At 69.5% G+C, this 11,673-nt stretch carries 13 protein-coding genes; 4 read left to right on the forward strand and 9 right to left on the reverse strand.

The genetic code is table 11. The features are described from left to right. Nucleotides 1-264 precede the first annotated feature (264 nt). Both FE811_RS15080 and mnmH read left to right on the forward strand, forming a co-directional pair. Complete coding sequence (locus tag FE811_RS15080) at nucleotides 265-849, forward strand: L,D-transpeptidase (protein WP_072461056.1); 585 nt, start codon at nucleotides 265-267, stop codon at nucleotides 847-849. Next, nucleotides 850-1,947: a tRNA 2-selenouridine(34) synthase MnmH gene (gene mnmH / locus FE811_RS15085; RefSeq protein WP_116223045.1), complete on the forward strand. Its 1,098-nt coding sequence runs from the start codon at nucleotides 850-852 to the stop codon at nucleotides 1,945-1,947. An 18-nt stretch (nucleotides 1,948-1,965) separates the two neighbouring features. On the opposite strand, the gene FE811_RS15090 is transcribed toward mnmH, so the two are convergent. The 9 genes from FE811_RS15090 to FE811_RS15130 all read right to left on the reverse strand — a co-directional run bounded on the left by FE811_RS15090 (nucleotide 1,966) and on the right by FE811_RS15130 (nucleotide 9,703). After that, the gene (locus tag FE811_RS15090) at nucleotides 1,966-2,769 is read right to left on the reverse strand and encodes a purine-nucleoside phosphorylase (protein WP_116223044.1); all 804 of its coding nucleotides are present in this window, start codon (nucleotides 2,767-2,769) and stop codon (nucleotides 1,966-1,968) included. Next, entirely contained in the window at nucleotides 2,753-3,718 is a 966-nt protein-coding gene (locus FE811_RS15095) for an ABC transporter permease (protein WP_116223043.1), read from the reverse strand. Before FE811_RS15095 ends, FE811_RS15090 begins: the two co-directional genes overlap by 17 nt. Then, a complete protein-coding gene (locus FE811_RS15100) occupies nucleotides 3,718-4,812 on the reverse strand; it encodes an ABC transporter permease (RefSeq protein WP_036750330.1) in 1,095 nt (364 codons plus the stop codon). Before FE811_RS15100 ends, FE811_RS15095 begins: the two co-directional genes overlap by 1 nt. A gap of 62 nt (nucleotides 4,813-4,874) precedes the next feature. Further along, complete coding sequence (locus FE811_RS15105) at nucleotides 4,875-6,446, reverse strand: ABC transporter ATP-binding protein (protein WP_140848053.1); 1,572 nt, start codon at nucleotides 6,444-6,446, stop codon at nucleotides 4,875-4,877. Continuing rightward, entirely contained in the window at nucleotides 6,447-7,433 is a 987-nt protein-coding gene (locus FE811_RS15110) for a BMP family protein (RefSeq protein WP_072461052.1), read from the reverse strand. Nucleotides 7,434-7,524: 91 nt separating this feature from the next. Beyond that, a complete protein-coding gene (locus FE811_RS15115; RefSeq protein WP_116223041.1) occupies nucleotides 7,525-7,926 on the reverse strand; it encodes a GNAT family N-acetyltransferase in 402 nt (133 codons plus the stop codon). Next, the gene (gene tsaB, locus FE811_RS15120; RefSeq protein ID WP_116223040.1) at nucleotides 7,923-8,516 is read right to left on the reverse strand and encodes a tRNA (adenosine(37)-N6)-threonylcarbamoyltransferase complex dimerization subunit type 1 TsaB; all 594 of its coding nucleotides are present in this window, start codon (nucleotides 8,514-8,516) and stop codon (nucleotides 7,923-7,925) included. Before tsaB ends, FE811_RS15115 begins: the two co-directional genes overlap by 4 nt. Then, nucleotides 8,509-9,063, reverse strand: coding sequence for a NifU family protein (locus tag FE811_RS15125; protein ID WP_036750316.1), 555 nt, complete (start codon nucleotides 9,061-9,063; stop codon nucleotides 8,509-8,511). Before FE811_RS15125 ends, tsaB begins: the two co-directional genes overlap by 8 nt. 184 nt (nucleotides 9,064-9,247) lie before the next feature. Continuing rightward, complete coding sequence (locus tag FE811_RS15130; protein ID WP_036750313.1) at nucleotides 9,248-9,703, reverse strand: universal stress protein; 456 nt, start codon at nucleotides 9,701-9,703, stop codon at nucleotides 9,248-9,250. Between the two features lie 157 nt (nucleotides 9,704-9,860). On the opposite strand from FE811_RS15130, the gene FE811_RS15135 reads away from it, so the two are divergent. Both FE811_RS15135 and FE811_RS15140 read left to right on the forward strand, forming a co-directional pair. Next, nucleotides 9,861-10,610 (forward strand): sugar transferase, encoded by a 750-nt coding sequence (locus FE811_RS15135; protein WP_116223039.1) that lies wholly within the window; start codon nucleotides 9,861-9,863, stop codon nucleotides 10,608-10,610. A gap of 122 nt (nucleotides 10,611-10,732) precedes the next feature. Beyond that, the gene (locus FE811_RS15140; RefSeq protein ID WP_116223038.1) at nucleotides 10,733-11,671 is read left to right on the forward strand and encodes an NAD-dependent epimerase/dehydratase family protein; all 939 of its coding nucleotides are present in this window, start codon (nucleotides 10,733-10,735) and stop codon (nucleotides 11,669-11,671) included. Nucleotides 11,672-11,673: the final 2 nt, after the last annotated feature.

Consider the following 11,673-nt stretch of genomic DNA (forward strand, 5'->3'; position numbering starts at 1 on the left):
CCAGGCGCGGACGGGCCGCGACATGGCAGCGGCAACCGCGACCGCCCCGGCCCCGGCACAGATGCGGGGCGCGCGTGGGCGCGCGGCGCGGCGGGCGGCGGATGGAGGCACAGGTCGCGCAGGTCATGGCAGGGCGGTCCTTTCCCGATGCAAGCTAGGCACGTTTGCCGCGCGTTTCAACCGCGTCACGGCGCTTTGAGTTGATCCCGGACGCCCAAGCGGTTAGGCGCATGGTCAAGAAACGCAAGGATTCAGGACGGACAGATGAACCGCAGACAGATGCTGATGGCCGCCTTGCCGCTGGTGGCCGCGCCTTCGCTGGTTTTCGCACAGGGACAGGCGCAGCCGGCGGCGCTGACCACCCAGGCCGAGCCCAAGCGCGACCCCTATGCCCCGACCGAGGTCTCGATCCGCAACGATTTCGAGGTCGGCAGCATCGTCGTCGTCTCGAAGGACTTCTTCCTCTACCACGTCGTCGCTCCGGGCCGGGCGGTGCGCTATGGCGTCGCCGTCGGCAAGGCCGAGCTGGTCTGGAAGGGCCGCGCCACCGTCGGGCGCAAGACCGAATGGCCCAGCTGGACGCCGACGCCGGCGATGATCAAGCGCAATCCCGGCCAATATGCCCGCTGGGCCGACGGCATGCCGGGCGGCCCCGGCAACCCGCTGGGCGCGCGGGCGCTGTATCTTTACGACGCCAAGGGCAACGACACCTCGATCCGCATCCACGGCACGACCGAGCCCAATTCGATCGGCCGCGCCGTCTCGAACGGCTGCATCCGCATGCGCAACGAGGCGGTGATGGACCTGTTCGAGCAGGTGCCGATCGGAACCCCCGTCTACGTCTACTAGGTGGACATCCGACTGACATCGCTGTCGGACCCGGCGCTGTCCGGGTTCGATACCGTCATCGATACGCGCTCGCCCTCGGAATATGCCGAGGATCACCTGCCGGGCGCGATCAACCTGCCGGTGCTGTCCGACGAAGAGCGCGCGCAGGTCGGCACGATCTACAAGCAGGTCTCGCCCTTCGACGCCCGCAAGCTGGGCGGCGCCATGGTCGCCGCCAATGCCGCGCGCCATATCGCCGGGCCGCTGGCGGGGCTGGGCGGCGCCTGGCGGCCGCTGGTCTATTGCTGGCGCGGCGGCCAGCGCTCGGGCGCCTTTGCCGGCATCCTGTCGCAGATCGGCTGGCGCGTCGGGCGGCTCGAGGGCGGCTACAAGGCCTGGCGGGCGCTGGTGGTGGCGCGCGTCGCCGCGCGCGTCGCCGCGCCGGTGCTGGTGCTGGACGGCAATACCGGCAGCGCCAAGACCGAGATCCTGGCGCGGCTTGCCGCGCGCGGGCATCAGGTCGTCGACTTGGAGGGGCTGGCGAACCACCGCGGCAGCCTGTTCGGCGCCATGCCGGGCGGCCAGCCGTCGCAGAAGCGCTTCGAAAGCCGCCTTGCCATGGCGCTGGAGGCGCTGGACCCCGCGCGGCCGCTGCTGGTCGAGGCCGAAAGCTCGCGCATCGGCGATCTGAACCTGCCCCGTGGCATCTGGCAGGCGATCACCGCGGCGCCGCGCATCCGCCTGGCGGCGCCGGTCGAGGCCCGCGCCGCCTATACCGCCCGCGCCTATGCCGAGACCTGCGCCGACCCCGAGGCGGTGGCAAGGATCGTGGGCCTGTTGCGCCCGCTGCACCCGGCCGACCGGATCGAGGGCTGGCTGCGCATGATCGACGCGGCCGACTGGGGCGGGTTGGCCGAGGGGCTGATGCGCGACCATTACGACCCGCGCTATGAAAAGCACCGCGCGCGTCATGACGACGGGCGCGGGCCGGTAGTGGCACTGGACGGGCTGGAAGACCTGGAGGCCGCCGCTTCGGCGGTCGAGGCGGTGCTGGTCGGGCTTGACCCTGCCATGCCGGCGCCGGTGGTGCGGCCGGCGGCCTCCGGCGGGGATATTTGAACACGAAAGAAGCCGGGGTCAGGCGCCCTGGGCGAGAAAGCGGCGCAGGATGCGTTCCAGCTTGGCCGCACCCAGGGGTGCCATGGCCTTGGTGTGTTCATGGCTGATCGATTCGTCCGAGAGGCCCGCGCCCATATTGGTGATGACCGAGACGGCGGCGCAGCGTAGGCCGAGGAAGTGCGCCAGGATCACTTCGGGCACGGTGGACATGCCGACCGCATCGGCGCCCAGGATGCGGGCGGCGCGGATTTCGGCCGGGGTTTCGAACGAAGGCCCCGAGAACCAGCAATAGACCCCCTCGGGCAGCGCGATCCCCTCGGCCTCGGCGGCGGCTTTCAGCCCGGCGCGGATGCCTGGGTCATGGGCTTCGGTCATCGGCACGAAGCGCGCCTCGGAAGGCTCGCCGATCAGCGGGTTGGTGCCGGCGAAGGCGATGTGGTCCGACAGCAGCATCAGCGAGCCCGGCGGCATCGCGGCGCGCAGGCTGCCGGCCGCATTGGTCAGGATCAGACGCTCGGTGCCGAGCGCCTTGAGCACCTCGAGCGCGGGGCGCATGACATCGGCGCGGCCGGATTCGTAGTAATGCGCCCGCCCGCCGAGGACCGCGACGCGCCGGCCCTCCAGCGCTCCGACGACCAGTTGCGGCACATGGCCCGACACCCCGGCATGGGGAAAGCCCGGCAGGTCGGAATAGGGAATGGCCACGCCCTCGACCGCCGCCGCCAGATGCCCGAGGCCGGAGCCGAGGACCAGCCCGTATTCCGGCGGCGCCGCGCCGGCGCGGTCGCGGATCAGGCGGGCGAGTTCAGCGTTCCTTGACATAGGGCTCTCCTCCCGCACGCGGCGGTATGGCGCGGCCGACGAAACCGGCCAGGATGACGACGGTCAGGATATAGGGCAGGGCGTTCATGAACATCGAAGGCACGGTGACGAAACCCAGATCCAGGTTCGGAAAACGGTTCGCCACCGCCTCGAGCAGGCCGAAGAGGAAGGTCGCCCCCAGCGCCCCCCAGGGCCGCCACTTGGCAAAGATCAGCGCCGCCAGCGCGATGAAGCCGCGCCCGGCGGTCATTTCCTTGACGAAACCGGCCGAGATGCCGGTGGCCAGATAGGCCCCGGCGATGCCGCACAGCATCCCGCAGATCATCACCGCGGCAAAGCGCAGCCGGACGACCGAGACGCCGGCGGTATCGACCGAGGCCGGGTTCTCGCCCACGGCGCGCAGCCGCAAGCCGAAGCGGGTGCGGTAAAGCACCCACCAGGTCAGCGGCACCATGGCGAAGGCGACATAGACCAGGACGGTGTGGCCCGAGACCAGCTCGGCATAGATCGGACCGATCACCGGCACCGGGCGCAGGCTGTCGGCGAAGGGCAGGGTGATCTCGCCGAAGCGCGCCGCGCCGGAAAGCGAGGGCGTGCGCCCGCCCAGCCCGAAGATCTTCTGTCCCAGCAGCACCGTCAGCCCCGAGGCGAGGAAGTTGATCGCCACGCCCGAGATCAGCTGGTTGCCGCGAAAGCCGATCGAGGCCAGCCCGTGCAGCCCGGCCATGGCCGCCGCCCCGGTGATGCCTGCCAGCAGCCCCAGCCAGGCGCTGCCGGTGGCATAGGCGACCGAGGCCGAGGCGAAGGCCGCCATCAGCATCTTGCCCTCGAGCCCGATGTCGAAGACCCCGGCGCGTTCCGAATAAAGCCCGGCCAGGCAGGCCAGCAGCAGGGGCGTCATCAGCCGCACCGCCGAATCGAGGATCTGGATCAGCGTCGCGAAATCCATCACGCCCCCTTTCGGCGCAGCGCCGCGAACAGCCGCTCCAGCGGCATGCGCACCATGTTGTCCAGCGCCCCGGTGAACAGGATCACCAGCGCCTGGATGACCACGATCAGCTCGCGCGGGATCGAGGTCCACAGCGCCAGCTCGCCCCCGCCCTGGTAGAGGAAGCCGAAGAGCAGCGCCGCCAGCAGCACGCCAAGGGGATGGTTGCGCCCCATCAGCGCCACGGCGATGCCGATGAAGCCGGCGCCCTCGACCGCGTTCAGCACCAGCCGCTCGGCCTCGCCCATGACGTTGTTGACCGCCATCAGCCCGGCCAGCGCGCCCGAGACCAGCATGGCCAGCACGGTGATGCGCACGGGCGAGATGCCGGCGTAAAGCGCGGCGGGCTCGGACTTGCCGAAGGCGCGGATCTCATAGCCCAGCCGCGTGCGCCAGATCAGCAGCCAGACCAGCAGGCAGGCGGCGATGGCCAGAAAGAAGGTGACGTTGGCGGGGGTGTTGCGGCCCCATTCGACGCCCAGCCCCAGCGCCATCTCGGAAAGTTTCGGCAGATGCGCCGCCTCGGGGAAACGGGCCGAGGCCGGATCCATGCTGCCCACCGGCCGCAGCACGTTCACCAGCATATAGTTCAGGGCCGCGGCGGCGATGAAGTTGAACATGATGGTGGTGATGACGATATGGCTGCCGCGCCGGGCCTGCAACCAGGCCGGGACCAGCGCCCAAAGCGCGCCGAACAGCGCCGCCCCCATGGCCGCCGCCGGCAGCGCCAGGGCCCAATGCGGCCAGGGCAGGGCCAGCACCACCAGCGCCACGCCCAAGCCCCCCATGGCGGCCTGCCCCTCGCCGCCGATGTTGAACAGCCCCGCATGATAGGCAACCATCACCGCCAGGCCGGTAAAGACGAAATTCGTCGTGTAATACAGGGTGAAACCCCAGCCATAGCTGGACCCCAGCGCGCCCTGCACCATCACCTTCAGCGCCTCGGCCGGGCTTTCGCCGATGGCCAGGATCACCAGCGCCGAGATGGCAAAGGCCAGCACCAGCGAGATCAGCGGCGTCAGGATCACATCCGCCCATTTCGGCATTCGCTCCATCAGCCCGCCTCTCCCGGCTTTCTCCGTTTTCCAAATACCCCNCGCCGGAGGCATGCGACGCCTCATCCCGCACCGCCGCCGGCATCGGCGCGCGGCGGTTCCACCCCGGCCATCAGGCAGCCCAGGTCGCCGGTCGTCGCCTCGGCGGGCAGCCGTTCGCCCATGATGCGGCCGTCGAACATCACCAGGATGCGGTCGGACAGCGCCATGATCTCGTCCAGCTCGACCGAAACCAGCAGCACCGCGCGGCCGGCGTCGCGCAAGGCGACGATGCGCTTGTGGATGAATTCGATGGCGCCGATGTCCACCCCGCGCGTCGGCTGGCCGATCAGCAGCAGCTCGGGGTTGCGCTCGACCTCGCGCGCCACCACGATCTTCTGCTGGTTGCCGCCCGAGAAGCTTTTTGCCGCAAGGTCCGGGTTCGGCGGGCGGATGTCGAAACGCTGGATCTTGCCCATCGCATCGGCGCGGATGGCGGCATTGTCCATCAACGGGCCGCGCTGGAACTCCGGTGCATGGTGATAGCCGAAGGCGATGTTTTCCCAGGCGGTGAAATCCATGATCAGCCCCTCGGCCTGCCGGTCCTCGGGGACATGGCCGATGCCGGCGCGGCGGCGGGCGCGGCCGTCGGCCCCCGGACCCTGCAGCGGCAGGGGCCGGCCGCCAAGCCGGATCTCGCCCTGCAGCCGTGCCCCCGCCTCGGGAAAGCCGCCCAGGATCTCCAGCAGCTGCGTCTGGCCGTTGCCGGCGACGCCGGCGATGCCCAGGATCTCGCCGGCGCGGATCTCCAGGTCGATGCCGCGCAGCCGCTCGACGCCCTCGGCATCGACCATGCGCAGGCCCCGCACTTCCAGGACCGGGGCGCCGGGCCGGGCGGGGGGCTTGTCCACCCGCAGCAGCACCTTGCGGCCCACCATCAGCTCGGCCAGCTCGGCCGGGCCGGTCTCGGCGGTCCTGACCGAGGCCACCATCTCGCCCCGCCGCATGACCGAGACATTGTCGGTGATCTCCATGATCTCGCGCAGCTTGTGGGTGATCAGGATGATGGTCTTGCCCTCGTCCTTGAGCCCGCGCAGGATGCGAAACAGGTGGTCGGCCTCGGCGGGGGTCAGCACGCCCGTCGGCTCGTCCAGGATCAGGATGTCGGCGCGGCGATACAGCGCCTTCAGGATCTCGACCCGCTGCTGGTGGCCGACCGACAGCTCCTCGACCAGCGCGTCGGGATCGACCTGCAACCCGTATTCGGCTGCCAGCCGCTTCAGCTCGCCGCGCGCCCGCGACAGCGAGGGGCGCAGCAGGCGGCCGTCCTCGGCGCCCAGGATCACGTTTTCCAGCACGGTGAAGTTCTGCACCAGCTTGAAATGCTGGAACACCATGCCGATGCCGGCGCGGATCGCGGCCTGGCTGTCGGCGATGGCGACGGGCTTGCCGCCGACCAGGATCTCGCCCGCGTCGGGGCGATAGAAGCCGTAGAGGATCGACATCAGCGTCGACTTGCCGGCGCCGTTCTCGCCGATGATGCCGTGGATGGTGCCGCGCGGCACCACCAGGTCGATGTCCCTGTTGGCCTGCACCGGCCCGAAAGCCTTGGAGATCCCCCGCAATTCGATCGCCGGGGCGGGCGTGGCCGTCATTCACTGCACCGGGCAGGTGTTGTCGGCCATGTAGTCGTGAACCTTGATCTCGCCCGCCTCGATGGCCTTGGCGGCGGTATCGATGGCGCCGGCGATCTCGTCCGAGATCAGCGGCTTGTTGTTCTCGTCCATGGCCAGCGACACCCCGCCCGAGGCCAGGTCCATGACCCTCACGCCCGGCTCGACCTCGGTCCCGGCCTTGAAGGCCTCGTAGACGGAATTGTCCACGCCCTTGACCATCGAGGTCAGCACCTTGCCCGGATGCAGGTGGTTCTGGTTGCTGTCCACGCCGATCGACAGCACGCCGGCATCCGCCGCCGCCTGCAGCACGCCGATGCCGGTGCCGCCCGCCGCGGCATAGACCACGTCCGCGCCTTGCGAGACCTGCGCCTTCAGCAACTCGCTGCCCTTCACCGGGTCGTTCCAGGCCGCCGGCGTGGTGCCGGTATAGTTGATGATCAGCGTGCCGTCCGGCCGGGTGGCCTTGAAGCCCTGGGCATAGCCGCATTCGAACTTGTGGATCAGCGGGATGTCCATGCCGCCGATGAAGCCGACCGTGCCCGATTTCGACGCCAGCGCCGCCGCGACGCCGGCCAGGTACGAGCCCTGCTCTTCGGTGAAGACCACGGATTGCACATTGGGCTGCTCGACCACCATGTCGATGATGACGAATTTCGTGTCGGGATAGTCCGGCGCGATCTTGGCCAGCACCTCGCCAAAGGCAAAGCCGGTCATCACGATGGGATTGGCCCCGGATTGGGCCAGCCGGCGCAGGGCCTGTTCGCGCTGCGCCTCGGATTGCATCTCCAGTTCCTTGTAGGTGCCGCCGGTCTCGGCCTTCCAGCGCTCGGCGCCGTTATAGGCGGCCTCGTTGAAGGATTTGTCGAATTTGCCGCCGAGGTCGAAGATCAGCGCCGGATCGGCCAGGGCCGCGACGGGCAGCAGGGTCAGGCAGGCGCCGGCGAGCAGGGATTTCATCAGGGACATGTCGGACCTCAGGACGGTTTGCGGGCGAGTCGGCCCAGGATTGTCGGATTAGGGCGCATGGGCCGGAATCCGTCAACAATCTTGTCTGGGGTCAGAGCGCCTGCCGCATCAGCACCGCATCCAGTCCGGGGGCGTAATAATTCCGCCGCTTTCCAAGGGTTTCCCAGCCCGCGCCGGCATAAAGCGCGATGGCGGCCGCGTTGTCCGCGGCGACTTCCAGGAAGGCTTCGCGCGCGCCCCGCGTCCGTGACGTCGCGGCGAATTCGGCCAGCAGCGCCGAGGCCAGCCCGCGGCGGCGCGCCTCGGGGGCGATGGCCAGCGTCAGCAGCTCGGCCTCGTCGGCGATGGCACGGCCCAGCAGGAAGCCCTGCGGCCGGGTCAGCAGGAAATTCGGCGGGCCGGCCAGCAGCGCCTGGAACTCGGCCGCCGTCCAGGGCCGCGGATGCGCGGCAAAGCAGCGGCCATGCAGCGCTGCCAGATCCTCGGGCGTCATGACAGGATCAGCGGGCCGCGGTCGCGCGCCGGCGCGGCATCGGCCGGGCGTAGATAGATCGGCGCCGGGCGCGGCAGGTCCGGCTGGTCGCGCCGTGCGGCGGCGATGCGGGCGATGGCTTCGGCCAGCGGCATGGCCGCGGGCAGCGGCGCGGGGCCGGGCGGCAATTCATGCGCGGGGGCCTGTTGCGACCGGGTGGCGGCGCCGGTGCCGAAATCCTGCCAGATCACCTCGCCCATGCGCGAGGGCACGGCGACGCGGCAGGGGCGGGGCAGGCCATGCGCGGCCGCCTCGGTCACGCTGACGCCGACGGCGGGGATGCCCAGCGACAGCGCCAGCCCGCGCGCCGCCGCCACCGATATGCGGATGCCGGTGAAATTGCCCGGCCCGATGCCGCAGCCGATGACGGAAAGGTCGCGCCAGCCGACGCCCGCCTCGGCCAGCACTTGGCCAAGCAGCGGAAACAGCCGCTCGGCCTGGCCGCGGGCCATGTCCTCGTGGCGCTGGACCAGCAGGCGGTCGCCTTGCAGCAAAGCGGCCGCGCAATGCGCGGCCGATGTGTCGAAGCCCAGCGAGAGCGGCTCAGCCAACGGGACGGACCTCGGTCACTTCCGGGATGTAGTGGCGCAGCAGGTTCTCGATCCCCATCTTCAGCGTCAGCGTGGACGAGGGGCAGCCGGCGCAGGCGCCTTGCATGTGCAGGTAGACCACGCCGCGGTCGAAGCCGTGGAAGGTGATGTCGCCGCCGTCCTGTGCCACGGCCGGGCGCACGCGGGTATCCAGCAGCTCCTTGATCTGGCTGACGATTTCCGCATCCGGTCCGTCCTGGTCGTTATGGCCGCCGGCGGATGCGCCCTCGATGGCCGGGGCGCCGGACTGGTAATGCTCCATGATCGCGCCCAGGACCGAGGGCTTCAGGTGGTCCCAGACCGCGTCGTCGGCCTTGGTCACGGTCACGAAATCCGAGCCGAGGAAGACCCCGGTCACGCCCGGCACGGCAAAGATGCGGCGCGCCAGCGGGCTGGTGGCCGCGGCTTCGGCTGCGGGGAAATCGGCGGTGCCGCTGCCCAGGACGGTTTCGCCCGGCAGGAATTTCAGCGTCGCGGGGTTCGGGGTGGTTTCGGTCTGGATGAACATGGCGCAGGGCTCCTTTGAGGCGGATATGGGGATCGAAGGGCGGACAAGTCAAGTCGGAGGCCGCCCCCATCCCCGCCGGGCGGCCTTGAAAATGCGGCGCAAACCATCGGCGCATGACCCAGGGCCGCCGCCGGGGGGCGGCGGCATTCGCCAGGTGCCGCGACCATCCGCCGCAGCGGGCGGCTCAGGTAATCTGTTCCAGCCGCTCGCGCGAGATGTCGCCGGGCACGATGGTGACGGGGCAGGGCAGGTTCGCCACCTCGCGCATCAGCCGCGTGACCAGCGGCCCCGGCCCCGCGCTTTCGGTCGAGGCGGCCAGCACCACCACGCCGATCTCGGGGTCGTCGTGGATCTGGGCCAGAAGCTCGGCGCCCGGCTCGCCCTCGCGCACCACCAGCTCGGGCTCGATGCCGGGGCGGTCGCGCATCCATTTGGCGAAGACCTCGTAATGCGCCTCGATCCGCTCATAGGCTTCGGCGCGCATCACGTCGGCGACGCCCATGCCGTGCTGGATGGCCGTGGTGGGGATGACCGCCAGCACCTGCACCCCGCCTCCGGTCTTTGCCGCGCGCAGGGCGGCATAGCGGATGGCGTTCAGGCATTCGCGGGAATCGTCCAGAACCACCAGAAATTTCCGCATGAATCCCGCCCCGGTTGCCTTGGAATGAGCAAAGACTGGCCGAAAGGACACGCTTGCGCAAGTCCGGCACAGTTTTCGCCCTTGCGCTCATTCAAAATTAACGAGTGCTATGGTAGGCGGGAGAAGTAGCCACAGCGCCAAAACGCGGGACGGAATTGTGACGATTCACCAGGACTGGGAAAAAGCCGATATCGCACGGCTCGCCACAGTGGCCCAAGCCGAGATGTCGTGGTTCAAGGACCAGGCGCATGCGCCCGCCACGGCCACCATGCCCCTGTCGAAGCGGGTCTTCGACATCACCCTGGCGCTGGTGGCCCTGGTGCCGCTGTCCATCGTCATGGCGGTCTTTGCCCTGATCCTGCTGGTCTTGCAGGGGCGGCCGATCTTTTATGCGGCGCCGCGGATGGCGGCGCCGGGGCGGACCTTCACCCATCTCAAGTTCCGCACCATGCTGTGCCAGCAGGACGATTTCGGCGTCACCGGCGCGCACAAGGCCTGGCGCATCACGCCGCTCGGCCATTTCATGCGCCGCACCCGCATCGACGAATTGCCGCAGCTGTTCAACATCCTCAAGGGCGACATGAGCTTTGTCGGCCCGCGCCCGACCATCCGCGAATATGTCGAACGCTATCCCGCGGTCTATGGCCAGGTGCTGAAAAGCCGGCCCGGCGTCACCGGGCTGGCGACGCTGATCTATCACCGGCACGAGGACCGCATCCTGCGCCGCTGCAAGAGCGCCGAGGCAACCGAGGCCGCCTATGCCCGACGCTGCCTGCCGACCAAGCTCAAGATCGACCTGATCTACCAGAAGAACCGGACGCTGGCGCTGGACCTTTGGATCATCTGGCGCACCGTGCTGATCGTGCTTTACAAGGACGAGCGGCCTCGCCGCCGCGGCCGCAAGTAAGGCCCCCGGCGATTTTTCCGATGCGCGCGGATCCCCCGCCCCCGCCGGGCGTTATGGCGGTATATCCATCCTAGGCCTACAGGATTCTGACGCCACCGGCGCGGAAACGGAAAGGGAAATGCTTGCAGCGTAAGGCTCTCGTCACCGGAGGGGCAGGGTTCATCGGCAGCCACCTCGTCGACCGGCTGCTGGCCGGCGGAGAGGAGGTCGTCGTCCTGGACGATCTCTCCAGCGGCAGGGTGGACAATCTGCCCGCGGAGGTGCGGCTGGTCCGGGGCGACGTCTGCGATGCCGATCTGGTCGGCAGGCTGCTGGCCGGGGTGGACTGCATCTTTCACCTTGCCGCGCGGGTTTCGGTGCAGCTTTGCATCACCGACTGGATGGCCGCGCATCGCGTCAACCTGGGCGGCACCATGGCCGTGCTGCACGCCGCGCACCGGGCCGGCAACATTCCCGTGGTCCATGCCTCGTCCGCGGCGGTCTATGGCAACCGCGCCGGCGCCACCTGCCGCGAAAGCGACCTGCCCCTGCCGATTTCGCCCTATGCCGCCGACAAGCTGGCCGCCGAGCATCAGGCCGGCGCCATGGCGGCGGTGAACGGCCTTTCTTCGGTCGGGCTGCGGTTCTTCAACGTCTATGGCCCGCGCCAGGACGCGGCCTCGCCCTATGCCGGGGTGATTTCGCGATTCTGCGCCAACCGGCTGGCGGACCGGCCGCATGTGATCTTTGGCGACGGGCAGCAGAGCCGGGATTTCATCTATGTCGCCGATGTGGTCGAGGGCCTGCTTTGCGCCCGCGACCTGGCCGGGAGGGCGCCGGGCGCCCAGGTCTTCAACCTCTGCACCGGGGTCGAAACCACGCTGCTGGATCTGGTGCGCCAGATCGACGCGGTCGCGGGGCGGGGGGCCAGCGCCATCGAACACGCGCCGGCGCCCCCCGGCGACATCCGCGCCTCTTGCGGCTGTCCGCAGGCCGCGCGCGACCGGCTGGGCTTCGTCGCCGCCACGGACATGCGATCGGGGCTGGACATGCTTTGGGACAGGCTGGGTCCGGCCGGCTAGAG

It is taken from the genome of Paracoccus sp. FO-3 (assembly GCF_006386455.1).
In the GTDB taxonomy this organism is placed as follows: domain Bacteria; phylum Pseudomonadota; class Alphaproteobacteria; order Rhodobacterales; family Rhodobacteraceae; genus Paracoccus; species Paracoccus versutus.

Bases quoted from the DNA above. Each gene is read 5' to 3' on its own strand.
- FE811_RS15080 (WP_072461056.1), top strand. From the start codon at position 265: ATGAACCGCAGACAGATGCTGATGGCCGCCTTGCCGCTGGTGGCCGCG.
- FE811_RS15090 (WP_116223044.1), bottom strand. From the start codon at position 2,769: ATGTCAAGGAACGCTGAACTCGCCCGCCTGATCCGCGACCGCGCCGGC.
- FE811_RS15095 (WP_116223043.1), bottom strand. From the start codon at position 3,718: ATGGATTTCGCGACGCTGATCCAGATCCTCGATTCGGCGGTGCGGCTG.
- FE811_RS15100 (WP_036750330.1), bottom strand. From the start codon at position 4,812: ATGGAGCGAATGCCGAAATGGGCGGATGTGATCCTGACGCCGCTGATC.
- FE811_RS15105 (WP_140848053.1), bottom strand. From the start codon at position 6,446: ATGACGGCCACGCCCGCCCCGGCGATCGAATTGCGGGGGATCTCCAAG.
- FE811_RS15110 (WP_072461052.1), bottom strand. From the start codon at position 7,433: ATGTCCCTGATGAAATCCCTGCTCGCCGGCGCCTGCCTGACCCTGCTG.
- FE811_RS15115 (WP_116223041.1), bottom strand. From the start codon at position 7,926: ATGACGCCCGAGGATCTGGCAGCGCTGCATGGCCGCTGCTTTGCCGCG.
- FE811_RS15125 (WP_036750316.1), bottom strand. From the start codon at position 9,063: ATGTTCATCCAGACCGAAACCACCCCGAACCCCGCGACGCTGAAATTC.
- FE811_RS15130 (WP_036750313.1), bottom strand. From the start codon at position 9,703: ATGCGGAAATTTCTGGTGGTTCTGGACGATTCCCGCGAATGCCTGAAC.